The following is a 23363-nucleotide window of genomic DNA, read 5'->3' on the forward strand; positions in this document are numbered from 1 at the left end:
AGTTGTTGGCAATTTCATTACTCACGACTGATGACTACAAAGCTGATTTCTTATCCCAATACTAAGTTATGGATGGCGGCAATAAAACCGCCAATGTACAGCGTTGCTCTTATGCCCATCTGGGTAGGAACGGCGATCGCATTTGCGGAAACTAAGATATTTCATGGAGCAGTTTTTTCTACTTTCTCAGTCGCTGCAATTTTTATCCTGGCTTGGGAAAATCTCAGTAATGATGTCTTTGATTCTGAAACAGGGATTGACAAAAATAAACACCATTCTTTAGTGAATTTAACAGGCAATAAGCTATTAATATTTTGGCTGGGAAATTTATTTTTAGGTCTGGGTTTGCTGGGAATACTAGCAATAGCTTGGTGGCAACAAGACTTAACCGTAATCGGAATAATTTTGCTTTGTTGTGCTTTGGGCTACACTTACCAAGGACCTCCCTTTCGTCTAGGGTACCAGGGTTTAGGGGAAATCATTTGCTTTTTTGCCTTTGGTCCCTTGGCTATAGGAGCAGCATACTACAGTCAAACTGCTACCTGGTCAATGATGAGTCTCGCAGCTTCGGTGATTGTTGGAATTGCTACAAGCTTAATTTTGTTTTGTTCGCACTTTCACCAAGTTGAGGATGACATAGCAGCAGGAAAACGTTCGCCAATTGTCCGCATAGGAACACAAAAAGCGGCTCAGTTGTTAACTTGGTTTACTGGTAGCATTTATGCCCTAACTTTGCTGTTTGTGCTTTGTGGAATTTTTCCCGTGTGGACTTTACTAAGTTTTGCGAGTTTACCCTTTGCCCGAAAGTTATGTAGCCATGTTCAGCAAAATCATAACCACCCGGAAAAAGTGAGTAACTGTAAATTCATTGCCGTATCAGTGCATTTTTGGAGTAGCTTACTGTTCGGTTTGGGATTTTTGCTTGCAGGTTTTTGATGCAGTATCGATTTGAGTTTCGTCCTTATCAGCAAAGATTTCTCAAAGCGCTGACTACAAGTTACGGAAGCTGGGATGTTCGCGAAGGTATTATCCTGCGTCTCACTGATGAAACAGGAAAAATCGGCTGGGGGGAAATTGCGCCCATCAGCTGGTTTGGTTCGGAAACTCTGGAACAAGCTCTAGAATTTTGCCACGAGCTTCCAGAGGAAATCACAGAAGAGACGATTTTGTCTATTCCTGACAAGTTACCGGCGTGTCAATTTGGATTTGAGTCGGCTTGGGAAACGAACCGCAGAGGAGGACACTTCCGTGCGGAGGTTCCCTCCGTTGAGGAAAGTGTCCGTAGCGCAGAGGGCGCAGAGCAAGAAGAGAATTTAAGCATTCATAACCTGAGTTACAGTGGGTTAATGCCAGCTGGAGAAGCGGCGCTAGAGGCGTGGGAGAAGTTATGGAAGGAGGGATATCGTACCTTTAAGTGGAAGATGGGTGTTTATCCAATTGTTCAGGAACTAGAAATTTTTGAACGACTCGCTCAAACTTTGCCAGCCTCTGCAAAACTGCGGTTAGACGCTAATGGTGGATTGAGCTATGAAGAAGCTAACTTATGGCTGCGGACTTGCGACAATATTAAGGCAAATGATGAATTATCCCTAGAAATTGAATTTATTGAACAGCCTTTGTCTGTGGCTCAATTCGAGACGATGTTGGAATTGAGCCATTGTTATCAGACGGCGATCGCCCTAGATGAGTCTGTCGCCACACTTAACCAACTAGCCAGATGCTTCAAACAAGGTTGGCGAGGAATTTTTGTGATCAAGCCTGGGATAGTCGGTTCACCATCGCGCCTGCGTCAGTTTTGTCAGCAGCATAAAATTGATGCTGTCTTTTCATCCGTGTTTGAAACCGCAATTGGTAGACAAGCTGCACTCCAGCTAGCCGCTGAATTATCTCAGGGTAACAGAGCAGTAGGTTTTGGTGTCAACCATTGGTTTGCCCAAGAAGAAACTTTGCCAGAAGCTTTATGGAAAAAACTCTAGAAAATATTGTGCAGCAAACATTTTACCAGCCTCTACCTAAAGACTGGTTAATTTGTGATGATAGGGATTTATTTGCCCAGTTAAGCGAACAACTGTATTTAGAATTAACGCAGTTTTCATATTATCAGGGCAGACCACTGAAAATTCTCCTAGCTGAACGCGATCCAGTGCGGTTTTTAGCAGGGTTTCTTGCTGCTTGTGCAGCTCGTTGTCCAGTTTTTCTTTGCAATCCCGATTGGGGAAAACAAGAATGGCAACAGGTTTTTGATTTAGTCAACCCAGATTTAATTTGGGGACTAGGGACGAGGAATTGGGGAATAAAAACTAGAGAAAAGGGAGAGAGGGAGGGAGAGAGGGAGAGAGAAAGGGAGGGAGAGAGGGAGGGAGAGAGGGAGGGAGAGAGGGAGAGAGAGAGGGAGGGAGAGAGGGAGAGAGGGAGGGAAACTTCTCTCATTCCCTCATTCCCTCACTCCCTCATTCCTACTTTCTTACCTCCCCACTCAGCAGCCATTATGATTCCGACTGGTGGTTCATCGGGAAAGATGAAGTTTGCCATTCATACCTGGGAAACTTTAATGGCATCCGTAAGAGGATTTACAGAACATTTTTCGCTCAATCAAGTTAATTCCTTTTGCGTATTACCGCTTTATCATGTCAGCGGTTTAATGCAATTTATGCGCTCCTTCAATACTGGTGGAAAACTCGTTATTCAGCAATTTAAAGACTTAGAATCTGGTCAAATAAAAAATCAAATAAGCACTATTGAACCATCAAAATTTTGTATTTCTTTAGTACCAACACAGTTACAGCGTCTTCTACAAAATCCAGAACTAACCGAGTGGCTATCCCAATTTCAAACTGTACTTTTGGGAGGTGCGCCAGCTTGGAACGAACTTTTAGAAAAAGCAAGATATTACAACATCCGATTAGCTCCCACGTATGGCATGACAGAAACCGCCTCACAAATTGCCACCCTCAAACCCGATGATTTTCTTAATGGTAAAGATAGCTGTACTCAACTCCTTCCCCATGCCTCTGTAAAAATTTGCAATGAGCAAGGCGAGGAATTGAATTCAAATCAAATAGGAAATATCACAATTTATTCTCAATCTCTAGCTTTAGGCTACTATCCTAATACTTGGGATAATCAAGAATATTTGCAAGTAGATGATTTGGGATTTTTAGATAAACGAGGTTATTTACATATTGTTGGACGTAACAGCGAAAAAATCATTACAGGCGGGGAAAATGTCTATCCAATCGAAATTGAATCAACCATAAGAGCAACAAAAATGGTAGCTGATGTTTGTGTCATTGGCATACCAGATAAACTTTGGGGACAAGCAGTCACAGCAATTTACATTCCGAAAAACTCGAATACTTCTGATTTAGAAATCCGAAATCTCCTAAAAGAGAAACTCAGCAAATTTAAAATCCCCAAACATTGGATTCCTGTACAAACCTTACCTCGTAACTCTCAAGGCAAAATCAACCGCCAACAGCTACAGACAATAGCCACAAAATTTATTCACAGGACTCGCGCAAAATCTCTTTGAAAACCTCTTTCCTTCGTGTCCTTCGTGTCCTTTGCGGTTCGTTTTTCCGTTATTACTGCGTAAGTCCTCATTCAAACAAACCTCACTTATGAAAGAAAAATCTCTTTCAACTCTTAACTCTTTCAAATAGCCTCTCTTGACTTTCTTCTCTCTGCGCTCTCTGCGCCTCGGCGGTTCGCTTCCAACCATTCCGTCATTTCTTCTGGCAACTCTCTTTTAGTTCTGCTATTTGTCTCAATACAAACGTGTCGAGTCACTGCTTTAGCAGCCATCACCTCACCAACTATCACTTCATAAGCCACTTCAAACCTATCGACACTAAGCTGTTGTGGCATTAATCTAATAACCGAATTGTCCCCACAATACAGAGGACGAAAAAAGTCCACACTAGTATGAACAATCGGAAAAGCTACAGAAGGATTCGTAAAAAAATCTTTGAGATTAATGCCAGATATAATTAGAGACTCCTCATAAGCCTCATGACAAATACTCAAGATATTGGTAAAGTAAACTACCCCAGCAGCATCAGTGTCTTGAAAGCGAATGGTGCGGTTATAAGTAAAGGCCATAATTCAAGCCAAAGTTCAAAAATAGGTAGCAAACAAATAGCCTGCTACAGTAAACAATTTTACCGCAATCATCTGGTTTCTAGCATTTGCCAGCTAGATCCAGTTTCTGCTCAAATCGCCAAGGCGGTTGCTATAATAATGCAATTAGCATTGTATATGACCTCAAGAAACGGTTCCATGCTGCTTGCGCTTTGTGGGGACGCAACATGAGCCAAGTAATGACGGAACTAATCGAGCAATAGTTACAAACTAACGAATACCCTCCATCTTCTGACTCCAAAAAATAATCTATATTAAAGTCTAATGAGTGACCAGGATGTTCAAATATTAAATACTGAAGGATGGTTTCAGGAGTTCCACAAAGCACTCCTGAGTGCATTTCCTATTCCAGGAAAACTCAAAATGATGGTTCGCTTCAGCTTAAATGAGAATTTAGATGCGATCACAACAGGTGAAAACTATCAGATCAGCGTCTTCCAACTGATTCTATGGGCTGAAGCTAATGGGCGACTGAAAGAGCTATTAACTGCTGCTCGTCAAGACAATCCTGGTAACCCAGCTTTGCGGAGATTTGACGAAGAGGTGTTAAGGACACCTATTGAAGAGAAACAAAGTGAGCAGAATGATCTCAGTTCCGGAGCAGTAAATTACACACGGGTTTCTGATTTGCTAGCTGACGTTATTAATCAAACAAAAGATCAACTACAGGAAATTTTTATATTTGATCTCAATGCAGGTATACCTCTTTATTTCAGTAGCACGCGCCCAAAGATGGATGAAATTGTTTTTGGGGATAATGATATTGGTCAGGCATTTGAACATTTTGAGAATCTAAAGCAGGTTTCAAAGGCTTTAGATTCTTTTGGGGAAACCACAAAATTCGGTTCCCTACAGTATTCTATTTTTAAGCTAGAAGCCAGACAATTGATGATCTATTTTTATGACTTGCCTGACACTACTGTTGCAATCTGTTTTATTGCTCTTACCGATGTGCCAATAGGTCGATTAGTTGATCTATGTGAAAATAAGATTGATACAATTAAAGATAAACTGCTACATATGTTTTAATTCTCCTTTGGTCTAATATCTAAAATAATCTTTGCTTGTTGACTTTGAATCCCGAGTATAGTACAGCAACAGCCAAGGTGGTTAGGACGTAATAAGCGTTCCCTGCTATATCAGTTTAATGGGTAATAAATATCCTCAGAGCAAGGATTGAGGTAAGGACGCTGTAAATCAATGCCGAACCGAGTAAAATGTAGCTCAATTGCCCTCATTCGCTCGTGCGTTGAATTGTTACCTTGTTGCCAAACTTCCAACAAAGCATTAGCCACAATTTGACAGCGGTTCATTCCAAAACTTTCCTGCGCTGCAAATTTTTGGCTGACTTCTTCAGCTAAACCTAGCCCAGGTGCCAAAAATTTGGTAAATAAGGGGATTTCTTTGTCAAAATGCGATTGATAATCTGCATACACAGCCTGAAGGATTTTTCGCACTGCTGGGTAGTCTTCGCGTTCAAAGCACAGCACTCCTGAGTCGTAGCGCCCATAGGCTAATGGATTATGTAAAACCTGAAAATTAAAAGGAATTGCAGCAGCGTTCAGTTGCTGTGTGAGGCGTTTCATGAGGGCGATCGCACCAAATGGAGTGACATTAAAGTAAATTCGCCCTGCGCCCAAATGAGCATCTGGGTGAACCTGCAAATCCTGTCTGACATTACTAACCGCTACGTAAAAGCCGTTTTCCAGTCGGTTTTTAGGCATCCAGATATTAATATACTCTCCTACTTTGGCGCTTTGCGTTGATGGTTCTAGGTTGCTATTGTACTCAACATACAATGTCAAACCGCCTTTGGTAACTGCGATACTACCATCTGGTTCTCGTCGCAACACCAGCCAACCAGGATCAAAGTAACCTCTACCGTGATTGCTGGTATGTAATTGCTCGTAAAATTGCCAATCAATCTCCAAAATCGAATGGCTCTCTAGGCTTTTGTATGCTAAGTTATGACTCGCATCACCATTCAGTGACAATGTGGTTTGTAGCGAACCATTGTAGTAAATCCCGTGAAGGAAATTTCGCAAAAGTAGAGCAAGATACTTGTGTTGTAATCCTGGCGAATTTTTCCGGAATCGCTCTGCTATTTTGGCTGGTAGAGCAAAGGGTTGATATTTAGGGTGGCGAATGCAAAAGTTAGATTCAATTTGGATATTGCTAGCAATATCTAATAGAGAATTTAGCAGCGGTTTGGTAGAAGACTCTAGCATTATTGGAGCTTATTAAAGGAGAGTTCAGGGTAGAGAGCAAAGCGAGTATACAGGGATAGTAATTAAACAAAAGTGCGAAATGAAATTTTTTGGCAATTTTTGGAAAATTAAACCACAGATGGACATTAAATAAAAGTTTTTCCTCTGTCTTCCCCCCTTTTTTAGGGGGGAATGAGGGGGGTGGACACAGATAATTTATTTGTCTGCATCTGCGGTTCTAAATATCCAAATCATACTTTTGTAAGAAATCGATTGTTTATTGACTTCTCCATTCTCGTCACCTTCTCGTATTAACAACCACGCAAACGAGTTTTGTCGTAATAAAGGCGAAGCAAGTTATTTTCTGTTTCTGGCTGAGAGAATTGAGCGAAGTTCACAAAATGTTTTATAATCTCTGACTCTGCAATCCCGAAAACAGTCAGCACAGACTCTTGCGCTTTAGTGAGTAAACTTTTAGCAACTTGGAGCATACAAATACTTGAGTTATCAAAGTATTTGTGATGCTTAATCTTTGACTCAATTTCATGAATTAAAACTAAACCCGCAAACTGAATAACTCGTTGAACAAAGTCGCTATGATACTCAAGAATCATTGGGAAAGAATCAAGATAAGCCAGAGTTAGGGCTATTATTGAGGGTTGGAGAACTTCCAATGGTACTGCTGCTAGAAGCAAAGATTCTTCTAACTCGATAGTGGGATCTACCACTAGACTTTCTAACCAAATTTTCAGATAGCTTGCTACTAAAGTTCCCAAATCAAAAGCAGGATCTCCCCAAGCACAAGCTTCCCAGTCAATCAGTCGTACAAGACAATTATCTAACTGATCCCACCTTGAATGGACTAAAATATTTTCCAATTTTAAATCATTATGAGTTAAGCAACAGGGATTCCATTCGTATGCCAATTCTGCAATTGCTGCTTCCAAACTTTCATAATGTTGATAAAGAACGTAGAATTTCAGTGCATCTGTGGGAACATTCCCAAAAATCTCAGATCCAATTGACCCTATTCCTTGCGCTGGATTATAAAATTGATAGCGAAACTGTCCTTCAGGAGCAGTTGCCATAAAATCACGATATTCTCGGCGATTAAAAGTAGCACGATGCAGCGCTCCCAAGCTCGTGCCAATAGCACTTGCAATTGCTTTGGGAAAGGACAAATTTTTTTGATAAAAACTTGCTAGTTCAAAATATTCCTTTAGGTAATTGCGAACAATAATAGATTTTTCTTCATCAAAATGTACTAATAATGATGCGATCGCAGGAATATTTCCTAAAACTGGAAACTGCTGAAGCAATTGGTGAAACAGCCATTCATTGAAAAACTCATGGGAGTTTGCATCATTATTAATGTATCGTTCCTGTTTAACCAGTAGCTTGTGATTTGCCGTAAAATTCACAAGTAAATTGCAATTTTTCATGCTACTTAACGGTAATTCAGAATCGGCATATACGCCTTCTTCTGAGCTACACAGACCTGCTTTATGCAGATACTGGATAACATTATGAGAAGACAGTGAAAGTACCATGTATTAATTCCTATAGCGTAAGATTGCTTGGATAATCCGCTATTTCAGTATTGGCTTTGCTTCAACAGTATTCAGTAGATAGCAACAAGCGTGCGAGTATCAATAACGATTGACACAATCTACTAATATCCGATTTTTCTAAAATGAACCTGCCAAAATGGCAATGCTACCTTTACTATTGCTTGAAATTTTGCGTCAGCGTTCAGCCAAATCTTTCAAATGTCTGTGCCTACATAGTTAAGGCTATAAATAAAGTTTTGTAAATGTGCATTTTGATTCCATAATTGCTGATAACTTTTGGATGATAAATATACATTAACAGACCTATCCCCCTCGTTTAGATGACATCCTAAAGTACATGACATCTGAGTTGATTTCCGGAGCTTACCAATGATTTGGTTACCCTCCAATCTTGCGTTTTAGAATGACTAGTAGCTGAAATTCTTACAGCAACGCTATTGTGAAGCTTACATTTTTGTGAAGTATGAAATAACTTCAGAGAAGTTACTGATTGTGCTTTTGAACTAGGCATGTTTTCACTGAAAATCAAATTCTCTTTTCTGTAGTTTCTGCAACATTTTCTTGACAATCCCAAAAATGCTAATCAACAATAATTTTTACCTCTTCTTAAACTCAAAAACATTTTTGAATCAACAGATGAACTAATGTTTTTACTTCTTCTTAAACTGAGAAACATATATTAATAAACTCTGACAACAATAAAAAACACTTGACAGCAAATATTGCTAAGGTAGGGTGTTACTCTACGCGTAAGCATTGCTGTTTTAAAGAAGGCACAACTCAATGGGCGTGTACGTAAACGTGATGCACTACGTTTACAATAATTTTCAGTCTCTTAGGCTACGCCAAGAAACCTAACCCTTCTTCCTTACTCGTATTTCGTCAACGTAACTTTGAGGCGTAAACCCATTTAGGAATTTATCTTCTTTTCCTCTTTCTTTGCGTTCTTTGGACGGCAGTTGCGGGACTGTCGGCACCGCCCAACGCACTGCCTCGCCTTTGTGGTTTTTTATTTCACCCTACATAGTTTGTGTGACAGACTACTCATAGTCTGGCTAGTTAACTTTACGGGGTATCAGATGTTGCACCACACCCAGGAGAATAGAATATGCGCTACCCTTGCGGAAAGCGACAAGGATAGCGCACAGCTAAAGCCTGCGTGTGTAGCCAAGCTTGTGCGTTGGGGAGCCAGCGCCCTTTGGAGCGTCTCCCCACCTATCTGGCGTCCGGCGTGCGGCCTCCAGTCTCCAGAACAAATAGAGGTTGTAAATGCGGATTTGGCGTGACAAAATTAACTTTGAGATAATATAAATGTACTAATTTAACAACCTCGATCAGGGAGAGTGGAGCAGGGAAAGTGCAGCTATGTCAAAAACCGAGAATGGTTATGACGAGTAAGCTTATGTTACCTCAGTACCGCCAGCTGAGTTACCATCGTCGCTAGTGCGACCACACCTAAAAGAGTCATGAATCCGGCAGGCATAAATTTGCGTGTTTTAACCAGTCGAAATCCAAAAACAACTATCAAAACACCAGTGATCACAGCTGCTAATGTCAGACCCCAAGTTTGTCCTTGGAGATAGACAAAAGCAGCAATCATCAGTAGTAAACCACTGATGATACCACTAATAAGAGAAACTTTGCTATTCGCTTTACGGTAGCCAATGATGCCACCGATAATAGCTAAGATGCCATAGGCAAGGGCTGCAACAATACCTAAAGTCATTGTTAAAACCTATGTAGATTTTGATTTTGCTGCAAGCATCAGCAGACAATTTACCATAGCTATTTAGCTACATCACCATGATTGATTGATGGATAATAGAGCAATCGCAAAGGTCCAATATCTCCAGCGCCAAGCAGCGTCCCTCTTACTCTACCAATCCGTCCTCCAAGGCGAAGTGGGGATTGCATATCTTGACCTGTTACAAGCAATACGTTACACTGATGCGGACGCGCAGAGTTGTCTCCAGGCGTACGGCAATTACTTCAAGTGCTTAGCTGCCAGACATCAAAACTGGGAGGAGTATCTGATAACTCAAATTCTGAGAGCAGATAATCCTTTTACTCAGCTAGCTCAACAGCAAGAATTTGAGAATTTACCTCCTGCACTAGTAGCAGCAGTTCAGCATGATTTACAAGCGTTGCAAAATCTTTATGAGTGCAGCAGCGCTGCTTTGAGTCAGTGGGTGCAAGCCGTAGCTCATCTACCCGTTTCACCAGTTGTGTGGTATGTAGAGCAAGATAGAGTAGCAGGAATTCACGAATTACCGCTCCTAGAGAAACTACAACAGTTGGAAAATTGGGCTGATGCTGTGAAAGAATTGGCAGCTTATTATCGCCAATTTGGTACAGGTTTATTTGCAGAGTATAAGGCTTTGCGTTGGCAAGCTGGGCAGTTTATCGGAATACGCTATCCTGATTCAGTTGAGTTGAGTCAACTCGTGGGTTACGAGTCGCAAAAACAAGCTTTGTTGAAAAACACAGAGTTTTTATTATCTGGACAGGTGGCGCTACACGTCTTACTTTACGGGAGCCGTGGTTCCGGAAAATCTTCTCTGGTAAAAGCTTTGTTGAAGGAGTATGGCGATAGCAACTTACGCGTACTGGAAGTGGCAAAATCTGAATTGAAAGACTTACCAAAAATTGTGGAGCAGTTGCGCGGTGTCCCACAGAAATTTATCATCTTTGTCGATGACCTGTCTTTTGAAGAAGATGACGATGCTTTTAAAGCACTCAAAGTGGTTTTGGAAGGTAATTTAACCGCACGACCGCAAAACGTTGTTGTGTATGCTACTTCCAACCGCCGCCACCTAATTCGAGAGTTTTTTGCCGATAGACCATCGCCCAAGGACAACGAAGAAATCCATGCATGGGATACCATGCAAGAGAAGCTTTCTTTTAGCGATCGCTTTGGCTTGACCTTAACTTTTGAAGGAGCTGATCAGAAAACTTACTTACAAATTATCCGGCATCTTGCGGCACAAGCTGAAATTGATATCAGTCAGGAAGATTTGGAACGCCAAGCTTTACAGTGGGCGACTCGCCATAATGGTCGTTCTGGAAGAACAGCAAGACAATTTGTTGATTTTTTGAAAGCAGATTTGTCACTATCGAGTTCAACCCACTTTCCAGCGAACCCAGAATTATGAAATAGATAAATTTCATTTTTCATTTTTCATTTTTCTTTATTGTTGTATGAAAATGATGACACCGATAGCTTTCACCCGCGACAGTGTGAGGCTTAGTAATTTAGAAAATGCTTAGGTTGACGACTTGACTATGTTAAAAACAAGCAATATGCAATCAGCAACGGTGAGCAATCGACTTATTATAGGTATAGTTGCCTTTGGAGTGAGTTTTGGTCTTAGTCTCGTCCTTAGCTGGAATTTTAGCAATGCCCTTCTCACAGGTGTAATCACTGTACCTGCGACATATCTATCAGCATTATTTGTAGATAAAAGAAGAAGAAATCATGAAATGCTCATTTTAGATTCCCTACAAAGGCGAATTAGAGACCTTGAGGGATTAAAGTCGCGCTTTGTCGCAGAAATGAATCAAATTGAAGCACATAACGCCTCATTGTATGCAGAGTCAAATAAACTGCAAAATCAAGTCTTAGAACGACGTAATCAAAGAGATAGTCTTAATAGAGAGCTAAGCACCTACATTATAGAAAAAAAACAGTTAGAAGCAGAAATAAACTATTTACAAAATGAGCTTCATGCATTAGATAAATCAAAAGTAGAACTCAATAATTCCTTTTCTGCCCTAACAGCAGAAAAACGCCGTTTAGAATTGAATCATAATGTTTCGCGTGCTGAAATCACTCAACTGCAAACTCAAATAAGTGAACTTCAGCAGCAAAAGCAAGAATTAGAAAGTAACTTAACTTTACTGAACAGATTAAAGCCTCAATTAGAAGAAAAATTACACGACTTACGAGTCCACATACAAGAGTTAGAAGCTCAGGAAAACCAGCAAAAGCAATTTCTTTTAGATAAAAAAGTTGAGAAAGAACTTATAGAATCAAGCCTAAATTCCTTACAAACCCAACTTGCAGAACAACAAACTCAACTACAACAGTTACAAGGGCAAGTCTCAGTCTTGCAAGAGGAGCGCGATGAGTTGCAAAGCCAAGTTTGGGAACTGCTTCATCAAATCGAAACCCTGACTACTCAGGAACAATTGAATGAAAACGAACAGGAAGCAAGCGAAGAATTTTTTCCTTTCTCTGAATTAATAGAATCCTTAGAAACAATAGAAACTGGAACTCAGTTAGAAAATTTTTCTGAAGAATGGGCTGATTTTATCGAACAGCTACCCGCTTATACAATTCAGGTATTAAAAGCTATTGTAGAGCAGAATAACCCTAATACCACTATTAAAAAGATTGCTGAAGAAAATATTACAATGCCAAATTTACTGATTGATTTTATTAATGAATGTGCTAATGATACTATTGGTGAATTAATAATTAATCCAAATTCAGAAACGCCAGAGATTTATCAAGAACATATGACAAATGTAAAAAAAATTATTGCAATTTACGAAGGGAAAATGGCTGGACAAACCTCATCAAATTAAATCTTTATATTAAATTCCTATTCCCAACTTTAGCCTGGGGAAGCTTTCACGGCTCTACCTTTGGTAAATTACAGGAAGTAGCAGCCTACTGAATGCCTTGCCACGCCTTTCGTAGGAATGAGAAAAATGAGGTGCAGTAATCTAAATGACAAAGCTCAAAATCTCGAAAAAAATATCAACTGCTTTGATAAATTCTCTTGGTGCAGGAGTCGTACCTAGAGTTGGGCTGGAACACATAGCAGTCGGACGCGAACAAGAACTCAAAAGCCTATTGCAAAATCTTGATGATATAGCAGAAGGGATAGCAGCATTTCGCTTCGTTATTGGCAATTACGGTTCAGGCAAAAGTTTCATGCTGCAACTGCTTCGCAACCGTGCTATGGAACAAGGTTTTGTTGTAGCTGATGCTGATTTATGCTGGGAACGCCGACTCGCAGGAAGCAACAACGAAGGGTTGGCAACATATCGAGAATTAATGAGTCACCTCGCCACAAAAACTCGTCCAGATGGTGGTGCGTTGGTTTCCATCTTGGAAGGATGGATTAATAAAATCCAACAAGAAGTCGCCAAAGAAACTGGAATGCGTCCCAATGACGAAGGTTTTGATGACAAAGTTGAAGAAAAAATTAGGGAAGTTGTTCAGTATATTGAGGATTTAGTTCACGGATTTGATTTTGGCACCGTCATTGTTGCCTATTGGCGTGGTTATCGCTTGGATGATGATGATTTAAAAAATGCCGCACTACGATGGTTGCGGGGCGAATTTACAACCAAGATTGAGGCAAAAGCCGCCTTAGGAGTGCGTGTTATTATTGATGATGAAAGTTGGTATGACTACATCAAGATCATAGCTAAGTTTGTTGCTGAAATTGGCTATAAAGGTCTTTTAATTCTGCTTGATGAAGCTGCACATTTATACCAAATCTCTCCTACAGTGACGCGGGAAAAAAACTATAACAGACTGCTGGGGATGTTCAACGATACCATGCAGTGTAAAGCAGAGCATCTTGGCATTTTTATTGGTGGTACTCTAAGATTTTTAGAAGATCCAAATCGGGGGCTTTTTGCAGATGCTGCTTGGCGAAGGCGGACAAAAGAAAGTCGTTTTGTGACTCAAGCGGGTGTGCAGGAATATATGGCACCAGTGATGCGGCTTAACACACTAACAGAAGAAGAAATCCTCGCGCTTTTGCAAAGATTAACAGAAATTCATGCGATTAACTTTGGTTACGAAAAGACTTTAAAAACCCGTGAATTAAAAGATTTTGTCCAAGAAATTGTTAACCGATTGGGTGCAGAAGCTTTGCTGACTCCAGGTGAAATAGTGCGGGATTTTCTTAGTGTGTTGAATATTCTTTATCAAAATCCAAATCTTTCTTTTGGTGAACTCATTCATGGTGCTGATTTTAAACCTACCGTTTTGAGTAAAAATACAGATGCGGATGAGGATGATGTAGCGGAATTTAGTTTATAAAAAAACCATAGACGACACAGACTTAGAGGGTGCGTTAACCTAATTCTGTCAAGGTGTAAGTACAAGATGAGCAATGCTGCATTTTCCAGACTCGCCCCTTTTATCCAAGAATATATTTACAATCACAATTGGACTGAATTAAGAGCAGTTCAAATCGAAGCTTGTAAAGTTATTTTTGACACTGATGCTCATTTGCTAGTTGCTGCTGGGACTGCTTCGGGGAAAACAGAAGCAGCTTTTTTACCAGTTTTGACTTTATTACATGAGAACCCTTCTAGTACTATTGGCGCACTCTATATTGGTCCTATTAAAGCTTTAATTAATGACCAATTTGAACGTCTGAATGATTTGTTGAGAGAGGCAGATATCCCAGTTTGTCATTGGCACGGTGATGTTAGCCAAAGTCATAAAATGAAGCTTCTTAAGAATCCTCAGGGCATTTTACAAATTACGCCGGAATCTTTAGAAAGTTTGTTAATTAATAAACATAATGATTTAGTACGTTTGTTTGGTGATTTGCGGTTTGTGATCATTGATGAAATCCACGCGTTTATAGGTTCGGAACGGGGTTGTCAGATTCTTTGTCAATTGGCACGGTTGGCAAGGGTGACGCAAAGACAACCTAGAAGAATTGGTTTATCGGCGACTCTTGGTGATTATTTAATGGCTGAGGAGTGGTTGCGTTCTGGGACTGATAAGTTGGTGATGACTCCAAAGATTGAGGGAGGGAAGCGTCAAATTAGACTTGCTGTGGAGCATTTTTATGTTTCTGAAACGAACCGCAGAGGCGCAGAGAACGCAGAGAGAGGAAAAGAGGAGAGAGAAGGAGGTATAAGTGCATATGATAGATATATTTTTAATTTGAGTAAGTCTCGAAAGTGTTTGATTTTTGCTAATAATAAATCGCAAACGGAATCTGTTATTGCTTGTTTGCGTCAAGTTGCAGGTGTTGAGGGGTATCCAGATATTTATTATGTGCATCATGGCAGTATCTCTGCCTCTTTGCGTCAAGCGGCTGAAGCTGCTATGCGTGAACTCAATCAACCAGCGGTGACTGCTGCTACGTTGACTTTGGAATTGGGTATAGATATTGGTTATTTGGAGCGAGTTATTCAGTTAGAATCGCCTCTTTCTGTTGCTAGTTTTTTACAGCGGTTGGGACGTACTGGAAGAAGAGGTGAAGCTGCTGATATGCGATTTGTTTGTGTTGAGGAGGAGGTATCTCCTGAAGCATCGTTACCGGAACAAATTCCTTGGCAACTTTTGCAATCTATTGCGATTATTCAACTTTATTTGGAGGAGCGTTGGATTGAACCGATAAAGCCTTTAAAATATCCTTTGAGTTTGTTATATCATCAGACGATGAGCATTTTAGTAGCAACAGGAGAACTTTCACCTGCTGCCCTTGCTAAACAGGTTTTAAGTCTGCCAACTTTTGCTGCTATTTCTCAAGAAGATTTTAAGTTATTGTTGCGCTATCTCATTGATATTGACCATATTCACTTAACTGAACAAGGTAAGTTAATTATCGGTTTAGCAGGGGAAAAGGTGGTGGGTAAATTTCAGTTTTATGCTGTCTTTCCTGATAATCAGGAATATATTGTTAAGTACGGAACGACAGAAATTGGCAGTATCGTTACGCCGTCTCCTGTGGGGCATTCATTCGCCCTAGCAGGAAAAACTTGGGAAGTTGTAGATGTTGATTTTAAAAGAAAGGTTATTTTGGTGAAGCCGGTAGAGGGTAAAGCTAGTATTTATTGGCGGGGTGGTAGTGGCATCATTCATACAAGAATTTTGCAACGAATGCGACAAGTCCTGTTTGAGGATGTAGAGTATAGTTACTTACAAAAAAATGCTTTAAAGCGTTTGCAGTCAGTTCGTGAATTAGCAAGAGATGCTGGACTAGATAAACGTAATATTTTGCAATTAGAAAAAGGTAAGTGCTGGATATTTCCTTGGATGGGTACTGTCGCTTACTGTACTTTAGAAAGGTTGGTTAACCGCTTTTGCCGCGAGTCATTGGAAATTAGCGGGAGCAGTGGCAATAATCCTTATTTTTTGACTATTAAATTAGCTCCTAAAAAATTTGAATATCTTTATCCTGAAATTGTTTCCTTCTGTGAACAAAGAATAAAAAATGAAGATTTACTCACTGATGCTGAAGCACCACAACTTGAAAAGTATGATGAATTTATTCCTTACCCACTTTTACGCAAAGCTTTTGTCAGCAATCATTTAGATATGTCGGAGCTAAGGCAGCAAGTCGCTTTGTGGCAAAGTTATAATACTTAACTTTTTTACTTAAACTTTGTTTGCATGAAATTTTCAATAAAAATTTAAGTTTATTAAACTACTGTTCTAAAAGTTAAGAATAAAGAAAATGGAACCACAGATGGACACAGATGGACACAGATAAATAACTAGTGTTAATCTGTCTGGATCTATGGTTTTAAAGTTCAATCCACGCTTTTCATTACTCAAATGGACTGGTTTATAAGCAAGTGACTTGACAAGCTACAGTCAAAAGAAATACAAATGTAATATCACATTTTAATCTAAGGATTGCCTTTGTTGCCTGTCATTGAGTAAAAACGTCATTTTGGGCTGATAGCTGTTTCCCAAACAGCCCAAATTGGTATGAGTTCGCACTCCGCTTCTGGTGCGAGGGATTTTTGTATTAATTTACAACCTCAAAGACATCTCAACAAAGGAATCTTACATGGAATTCAAGCCTCTTTTTACAGGCAAGTTAGTTCGTCTGGCTGCACCTCAACCTGAGGACAACAAATATTTTGCTAAATGGTCTGAGAATGATGAGTATTTGCGGGTTGCGGATAATGATCCAGCACAACCGATGACTCCTGAAGGCTGGACACAGTTTGAAGCAAGTCTTCTCAACTCACCAAACAGCTTCCACTTCCGTTTGCGAACTTTGGCTGATGATACCTTAATTGGCGTCGTTGGCTTGTTTCAAATTCAATGGATGCATCAGGTTGGGTCGTTAGGTATTGCGATCGCCGATCCCGCATACTGGGGTAAAGGCTATGGTACAGATGCTTTGCAACTTATTCTTGGATATGCTTTCCGAGAGTTAAACCTTTACCGAGTAGGATCATCTACGATCGCCTACAATATCCGGTCGATCAAGGTACATGAAAAGGTAGGGTTTCGTCAGGAGGGTGTCCAACGTGGCTTGATCCACCGTGAGGGACAGCGCTTTGACCTGATTTTATATGGCATTTTGCGCTCAGAATGGGAAGCACGACAGACATTATAGAGGTCCTCAAAAACAGACAACCTTTTGACTGAGATCTTGCAAGAGTTGCAACACCCAGGAGGCGAAGCCTCCAAACCCTCGTTACCAGGTTGAACCTGGTAACGAGATAAACTACGAAAAAGCACTCTCGATATCGTGAGAGCGCTTTTGACTTTTTAGAATTCCCTTAGAAAAACCCAGTTTCTAAGACTTTAATGACTATTTAGCACCATACTCGAACACTACGCTACGAGTAAAGTCAATGCGTTGCTCAAAATCCAAGCCTTTGATTTGATTCACAAAGTCGTTTGTTTCATCGGGCAATTTATAATCAGAGGGTACTTGAGTAACAGTACCATCTTCCATTGCTCGTGCCAGTCTTAGCCATACATCCAGTTTAGCGCTAGAGCTTAAAGCTGTATAAGCGCGGCTGATATCGCTATTTGCACCGCTGACTATATCACGCTGTGCTTGCAGCTGCTGTTCTTTGGGGAGCGCTACAATTGTGTCATATAAAGCTGCGGCGGTGTCTTGTGCAGAAGTTTGGTTTTTTGGTTCCAATTGGTCTTTGATGTCTAAGTAGCCGAACCACAGCATGGCTAGTTGAGTATCTGCATCAAAGCGCAGAAACTGTTGTACAGATTCTTTTGTTTTTGAGTCGCTAGTGAAAGTTGTTCCTGAGTCGCTAGTGAAAGTCATAAAAAATCTCCGATCGCTTACTAAACACGCAGTTGCCTAGGTTACTTACATCGCTTACCAGCAACTGCTTTACATCACTTAATAAACATTTAATAAGTTAAGAACTGGATATTAACCCTGCTACAGACATAAAAGGCGATCGCTGCTTAAGACAGATGCACGTAACATATTTTCAGTTATAAAGGTGTTTACTTTTACATAGAAATGCAAATAAATTTTTAATTTTTTATTTTAAAAAGCAATTCTGTTTAGATCAGATAATTTGCATATTCATCACCTAAGACGTTGCAATGCAACGTCTGTACTTATACCATTTCTTTATGAAGTTGAGCTTAATTCAACTGAACTGTAGTCCCCCCAAGGCATCGGGGGGACGCCAAAGGCGGGGGGTAATTATTAAGCGCATTGTTACAGAGAATTGGTATTACTAATCTCTGAGAATTCCGATACCAGCTTTTCTTTCTATATAATCTGCCAAGCTGATAAAATCATCACGTGGATAGCACCTTCCACCAATTAAGTCAAATGCTAATCGGCTCGATGGATTTTCTGGATTTTCTAGAATATGTATTCCCCAGTAATAAAGTTGTTCACTAGTGCGAATACAAACTTCTGTTGGATCTATACAATGAAACTTCTCATCTGTTTTAATAATGTCTTGATACGTCTCGAAATAAACCTTTCTTAGAAGACTTAATTTTTGAGCACCGGGATTTTTGAAGTTATTAACTAAGACAAATAAGTGAGCATTTTTGTTGATGAGACGTATTTCTGTCACAGTATCTCGAATCACTTTTCCATGCTTGTTTATCCCTAGTGGATTTAAGGTTGTTGGGATGATGCAATAGTGAAAATTTTCAACTAAATGTGTTGGATTGCGTTCAATCGCGGGTGAACAATCGCAAATAACTATTTTACAATCACGAGCCGAATCTTCATGCCAATCCCTGCCATCAAACACTTCAATTGTGGTTCCCATTCCTCTAGGATTAGGAACAAAAACACCATCTCCCACGAGCTTTTGCAAATTTTGTTCTGGATCTAAATCTATAAGTGCTACATTGAATCCTTGTAGTGCAAATGCTCCTGCTAAATGCCCTGCTATAGTCGTTTTACCTACTCCGCCTTTACAGGTAAAAATGCCAAAATAAATCTTTTCTGGTCTAATTGAATTATGATGAACTCTATCTTCGTAATCAGCGCTATCGATTCCAAGAAGCTTATTTTCCTTAGCAATTCCACAGCGAATTTTAGTATCTTTACCCCAAGACCTAATTAAAGCGAGTGTAGGTCCGCTGAAACCTTTTGTTGTTATGAATAAGCCAAAATTAAAAAATTTTCCCTCGTCAGAATCTAAAAAATTGGCAAATTTTAAAAGCTGTGGTGCTGCTACATTGTTTCTGAGCCACTTGAGATGAACTGCGCCAACTAAGTTTCCTTTTTTAACAACTAAATCGTAGCCAGGCTGGTTTGATTTGGCAGTTATCACAGTCCAACCTGCCCTATGGAGAAGTGTTGCTACGTGCTGTTCAAAATGGCTGTAGTCTTTTATGTAAGCAGGCTCCATAGATTTGGTTTGGAGATACAGTACAGCTTATAGTAGCGTAAATTACTTTGTGATTGAGACGGGATTTAGTTTAACATTCACAAAAACTTTCATAAATTTTTCAAAAAGTCGTCCAGAATTCTATACTCATTCAGAGATGATTTGTTAAGCTGTTAGACGCTGGTAGGAGGAGTAATGTCAGCGCAATGCACTGGTTGTTATCTGGACCTCTAAGCGTCGAGAAGTTGACGGTTAATATTGCAGGGTTGCCAGCATCGTTACAAAATACGAAGCTGGTACATATGTCAGACCTGCATTACGACGGTAAGCGGCTGTCAGAAAAAATGTTGGAACAAGCGATCGCTCTCAGCAACGAAGCTGAACCCGACTTAGTTGTCTTAACAGGCGACTATGTGACTGACGATCCATCACCAATTCATCAGCTGGTGCTACGACTCAAACATCTGCAAAGTCGCGCTGGGGTCTATGCGGTACTCGGGAATCATGACCTACATTACAGCCGTTCAAAAGCAGAAGTGACAGCTGCATTGGATAGCATCGGTATTAAAGTTCTTTGGAATGAAATAGCCTATCCTTTAGGAAAAGAATTACCATTCGTCGGGTTAGCTGACTATTGGTCACGAGAATTTAAACCTAAAGATGTAATGAATCAGCTAGACGGTACTACACCTTGTATCGTACTATCCCATAACCCAGATAGTGCTGAGATTTTGCAAAAATGGCGAGTAGATTTGCAACTGTCTGGTCATACCCACGGTGGTCAAATCGTACTCCCAGGAATTGGTCCTGTGGTGATGTACTATAAGCAGGCGGTTCGCAAACTTCCCAGAAAAGTGCGGCGATGGATACCATTTTTGCGAGCAGACTGTTCTAAAGTCGTGAAACATTGGGAATGGGCGCAGGGTTTCCACAAGGTGGGAACGAACCAACTCTACATTAATCGTGGGTTGGGAACTTATGCACCAGGACGTTTGTTTTGCCCACCGGAAGTGACTGTGATTACTCTAAGTGGCGATTAACGATTAAACCGCCGAAAGCTAAGATCGAATCTATCAGGGGCTTTCGGCGGTTTATTTGGTTGAGACGATTTAGAAGAGTTAAAAATCAGAGGAAAGTAACTAGACTAAGGTGGACAACTTTCGCAACCAGTCTATTCACAATTGTGTGTTCTTTATTCCAGCTAGGCAGGCATTTTTCTTGATACGTTCAAAAACCTCCAGAACTCATCACTCAACTTAGGCGAAAACACATTATACAAAACACAACAACTGAGAAATGATTGCGAATCGATTAGAGCGGGAGGCACAGGCTCTAATACTTAAGATGTTAGATGAACTTCTAACTTCTGCGTGCCTATATTTAAAGTAGCATTGCCCAGTTGATGGAGGTCTAGAAATTTACCAAATTTTATAACGGTTCATCCGTCTTAACATTTTCCAAAATTTCTTATAAAAATAATCTTGTTTTAGATTGTTAAGTAGATAGGCGGAAAAAAATCGAGCTATATAAAGATTTGTAAAAACGCCTGAAGCCTTTATCGATGACTAATGACGGTCCTTAACGAGTAAACTTTATTTGTACCGACCGACTTACTGGAGAAGTCGATTTGCCAATGTTTGAGTTGATAAGAAGAGCAAACTGTAGCTCTTTTGTGCCAGCCTCAATTGCAAGGCAATAACATGACATTATGATCACCATTGCCACCAACTGCTAGCGTTTTACCATCTGGGCTGAAAGCTAAGCAATAAATCGGCTGTTCAATGTCTGTGAAAGTACGGATTTCCTGTCCTGTATCTACCTGCCAAAGTTTTACTGTCTTGTCTTTGCTGCCACTTGCAATCTGGTTGCCATCTGGGCTGAACGCAATAGAAGACACATCATCTGAGTGTCCCGTCAGAGTACGGAGTTCTTGACCGCTTGATATTTGCCAAATTTTAATTGTCTTGTCTGTACTGCCACTTGCGATCTGCTTACCATCTGGATGGAAAGCAATAGAATGAATTCCTCCCAATTCCTGAGAATGACTTTTAAGAGTCAAAAATTTATTTTCAGCCAAATACCAAACTTTGATAGTTTTATCGTTTTTAGCACCACCACTCGCTAAAATCTTGCCATCTGGACTGAAAGCAACGCATAAAACCTCGTCACAATGCCCGTGGAGTGTAGATGTTTCTTTATATGTATCTATAGACCAAAGCTTTATGGTCTTATCTTTACTACCACTGGCTAAAGTTTTTCCATCTGGGCTAAAGGCAACAGAATAAACCTTTTCTTTATGTCCTGTGAAGCTACAGATTTCCTTCCCTATCGAGATATCCAACAAGCGAATGGTTTTGTCGTCACTTCCACTCGCCAAAATCTTGCCATCAGGGCTAAATGCTAGGGAATTAACTGCTTCAGTACAGGAAAACCCTCCGGTTTCCTTGAGGATGCGGGATTCGTCAGCCAAATGCCATATTTTGATGGTTTTGTCATCACAACCACTGGCTAATATTTGCCCGTTGGAACTAAAGGCGACGGAAGTCACTTTATGTGAAAGTTGTTTAACAGTGTTTTCAACTGTTAAATTCTCTGGTGTTGGCGCTAATGTGGGTGCCGTTACAATGGGTGCCAACACTTCATTTGTTGTGTTATTTGCCTGATTCGAGCTTTGTATTACCGTAACTGGGGATAAGGGTGGAGAAGAATTTGTGCGTTGCTTGTTTTGCGCGACGGGTGCTGGTGATTTAGTCGTTGCTTGACCTGGGTGAGGGCTGAAACCTTCTGGTTTTTTCTTTTTTTCGGGTACATTTTGGTATTGCTGCTTGCTTTGAGATAATTCTTGTAGTTCCGTCTGAATGACGGCGATCGCATACTGGAATTCCTGTATCTGCTTTTGAGTATTTGTACTCAATTGTTGTGTGAGAGCGTCGAGTTGAGTCAGGTGTTGTCTCATCGCATCGACATTTAATTCGTTCACAGTTCGCTGCAATGCTTGTATATGGTGCTGAGTGTATTGATTCAATTGCTGTGTAAACGAGTCCAGTTGATAAAGACGCTGATAAAGCGGGTCAATCTGGTGTTGGGTGGTTGTACTCAACTGTTGCGTCAGGGCGTCGAGTTGAGTCAGGCGTTGTCTGAGAGATCCAGTATTTTGTTCTTGCTGAGTTTGCTGTAATGCTTGTATCTGCTGCTGAGTCGATTGACTCACCTGTTGTGTCAACGCTTCAAGTTGTGCAAGGCGTTCATAAAGTGGGTCAATCTGCTGTTGAGCCGCTGTACTCAACTGTTGCGTCAAGTTATCAAGTTCAATCAGGCGTAGTTTCAAGGTATCAATGTTTTGTTCTTGCTGAGTTTGCTGTAATCCCTGTATCTGTTGTTGAATTTTTATAGTGATCTCTAGCAAAGAGGCATAAAGTTGTTCAAATTGCTCTGTAAAAACATTAAAGTCTTGCTCCTGGTTGTTTCGTAATTCCTCAAGCTGCTGTTGGGTTGTGGTATTGAGTTTTTGAGTGAAAGTATCAAAGTTTGCAAGCCGCTGTCGGAGTGGGTCAATGAGTAGGTCAAGTTTAGCAATTGTTGCTTGTTGTTGCTGCTGGGTCAAAGACTTTAACCTTTCCCGATTAGCGGCGTTCAAACAAACTGTAACAGTCAAGGGAGCAGCTGCATAAATCATCTGTTGAGTGACAGCCGCTGTGACTAATCCTAGTGCAGACAGAGAGAGGGAGGCGTATTCGCTAACTTCTAGCCAGTGGAATTTGGTCATAATAGGGAGATTGCTGTGCTTGGTCCTCGAATCAAAAAACAACTTGAGTGCGTAACGCGGTTTCACAAGCCTATCCTCATCTTCTTCCAATAAATTTCTCGAATCTGTGCTTATCCT

General features: G+C 40.4%; 17 protein-coding genes. 10 read left to right on the forward strand and 7 right to left on the reverse strand.

Features of this window, described 5'->3' with window-relative positions; all coding sequences use genetic code 11:
• Window positions 1-30 precede the first annotated feature (30 nt).
• Genes menA through ACM0OZ_RS15275 form a run of 3 tightly spaced genes read left to right on the forward strand, consistent with a single transcriptional unit; the run spans window position 31 to window position 3532 of the window.
• The gene (gene menA / locus ACM0OZ_RS15265) at window positions 31-936 is read left to right on the forward strand and encodes a 2-carboxy-1,4-naphthoquinone phytyltransferase (RefSeq protein ID WP_414583669.1); all 906 of its coding nucleotides are present in this window, start codon (window positions 31-33) and stop codon (window positions 934-936) included.
• Window positions 936-1976 carry an o-succinylbenzoate synthase gene (locus ACM0OZ_RS15270; protein ID WP_414583670.1) on the forward strand — a complete coding sequence of 347 codons (1041 nt, stop codon included), beginning with the start codon at window positions 936-938 and terminating at the stop codon, window positions 1974-1976. Before menA ends, ACM0OZ_RS15270 begins: the two co-directional genes overlap by 1 nt.
• On the forward strand, window positions 1961-3532 hold the full coding sequence (locus tag ACM0OZ_RS15275; RefSeq protein ID WP_414583671.1) for a 2-succinylbenzoate--CoA ligase: 1572 nt from the start codon (window positions 1961-1963) through the stop codon (window positions 3530-3532). The genes ACM0OZ_RS15270 and ACM0OZ_RS15275 overlap by 16 nt, the downstream gene beginning before the upstream one ends.
• A 122-nt stretch (window positions 3533-3654) precedes the next feature.
• On the opposite strand, the gene ACM0OZ_RS15280 is transcribed toward ACM0OZ_RS15275, so the two are convergent.
• Window positions 3655-4101: an acyl-CoA thioesterase gene (locus ACM0OZ_RS15280; RefSeq protein WP_414583672.1), complete on the reverse strand. Its 447-nt coding sequence runs from the start codon at window positions 4099-4101 to the stop codon at window positions 3655-3657.
• Between the two features lie 303 nt (window positions 4102-4404).
• On the opposite strand from ACM0OZ_RS15280, the gene ACM0OZ_RS15285 reads away from it, so the two are divergent.
• The gene (locus ACM0OZ_RS15285; RefSeq protein WP_414583673.1) at window positions 4405-5169 is read left to right on the forward strand and encodes an effector-associated domain EAD1-containing protein; all 765 of its coding nucleotides are present in this window, start codon (window positions 4405-4407) and stop codon (window positions 5167-5169) included.
• 110 nt (window positions 5170-5279) lie between these two features.
• Here the strand turns inward: ACM0OZ_RS15285 and ACM0OZ_RS15290 are convergent, their stop codons facing one another.
• From ACM0OZ_RS15290 to ACM0OZ_RS15300, 3 genes are all read right to left on the reverse strand, one after another.
• A complete protein-coding gene (locus ACM0OZ_RS15290) occupies window positions 5280-6368 on the reverse strand; it encodes a T3SS effector HopA1 family protein (RefSeq protein WP_414583675.1) in 1089 nt (362 codons plus the stop codon).
• Between the two features lie 290 nt (window positions 6369-6658).
• Window positions 6659-7897, reverse strand: a complete 1239-nt coding sequence (locus tag ACM0OZ_RS15295; RefSeq protein ID WP_414583676.1) for a phosphotransferase family protein — start codon at window positions 7895-7897, stop codon at window positions 6659-6661.
• A 1426-nt stretch (window positions 7898-9323) separates the two neighbouring features.
• Window positions 9324-9644, reverse strand: coding sequence for a TMEM14 family protein (locus tag ACM0OZ_RS15300; protein WP_414583677.1), 321 nt, complete (start codon window positions 9642-9644; stop codon window positions 9324-9326).
• 88 nt (window positions 9645-9732) lie between these two features.
• Here ACM0OZ_RS15300 and ACM0OZ_RS15305 point away from each other — a divergent pair, with 88 nt between their 5' ends.
• The 5 genes from ACM0OZ_RS15305 to ACM0OZ_RS15325 all read left to right on the forward strand — a co-directional run bounded on the left by ACM0OZ_RS15305 (window position 9733) and on the right by ACM0OZ_RS15325 (window position 17256).
• On the forward strand, window positions 9733-11070 hold the full coding sequence (locus ACM0OZ_RS15305) for an ATP-binding protein (RefSeq protein ID WP_414583678.1): 1338 nt from the start codon (window positions 9733-9735) through the stop codon (window positions 11068-11070).
• 148 nt (window positions 11071-11218) lie between these two features.
• Entirely contained in the window at window positions 11219-12505 is a 1287-nt protein-coding gene (locus ACM0OZ_RS15310) for a tellurite resistance TerB C-terminal domain-containing protein (protein WP_414583679.1), read from the forward strand.
• A 145-nt stretch (window positions 12506-12650) separates the two neighbouring features.
• Window positions 12651-13979: an ATP-binding protein gene (locus ACM0OZ_RS15315; RefSeq protein WP_414583680.1), complete on the forward strand. Its 1329-nt coding sequence runs from the start codon at window positions 12651-12653 to the stop codon at window positions 13977-13979.
• A gap of 66 nt (window positions 13980-14045) precedes the next feature.
• Window positions 14046-16271, forward strand: a complete 2226-nt coding sequence (locus ACM0OZ_RS15320; RefSeq protein ID WP_414583681.1) for a DEAD/DEAH box helicase — start codon at window positions 14046-14048, stop codon at window positions 16269-16271.
• Window positions 16272-16698: 427 nt separating this feature from the next.
• On the forward strand, window positions 16699-17256 hold the full coding sequence (locus ACM0OZ_RS15325; RefSeq protein WP_414583682.1) for a GNAT family N-acetyltransferase: 558 nt from the start codon (window positions 16699-16701) through the stop codon (window positions 17254-17256).
• Window positions 17257-17454: 198 nt separating this feature from the next.
• Here the strand turns inward: ACM0OZ_RS15325 and ACM0OZ_RS15330 are convergent, their stop codons facing one another.
• Window positions 17455-17934: an orange carotenoid protein N-terminal domain-containing protein gene (locus tag ACM0OZ_RS15330; RefSeq protein WP_414583683.1), complete on the reverse strand. Its 480-nt coding sequence runs from the start codon at window positions 17932-17934 to the stop codon at window positions 17455-17457.
• Between the two features lie 427 nt (window positions 17935-18361).
• Window positions 18362-19501, reverse strand: coding sequence for an AAA family ATPase (locus ACM0OZ_RS15335; protein WP_414583684.1), 1140 nt, complete (start codon window positions 19499-19501; stop codon window positions 18362-18364).
• Window positions 19502-19686: 185 nt separating this feature from the next.
• On the opposite strand from ACM0OZ_RS15335, the gene ACM0OZ_RS15340 reads away from it, so the two are divergent.
• Window positions 19687-20520 carry a metallophosphoesterase gene (locus tag ACM0OZ_RS15340; protein WP_414583685.1) on the forward strand — a complete coding sequence of 278 codons (834 nt, stop codon included), beginning with the start codon at window positions 19687-19689 and terminating at the stop codon, window positions 20518-20520.
• A 641-nt stretch (window positions 20521-21161) separates the two neighbouring features.
• On the opposite strand, the gene ACM0OZ_RS15345 is transcribed toward ACM0OZ_RS15340, so the two are convergent.
• Complete coding sequence (locus ACM0OZ_RS15345; protein ID WP_414583686.1) at window positions 21162-23246, reverse strand: hypothetical protein; 2085 nt, start codon at window positions 23244-23246, stop codon at window positions 21162-21164.
• Window positions 23247-23363 lie beyond the last annotated feature (117 nt).

It is taken from the genome of Scytonema sp. PCC 10023, assembly GCF_963920835.1.
Lineage (GTDB): Bacteria > Cyanobacteriota > Cyanobacteriia > Cyanobacteriales > Nostocaceae > Kalymmatonema.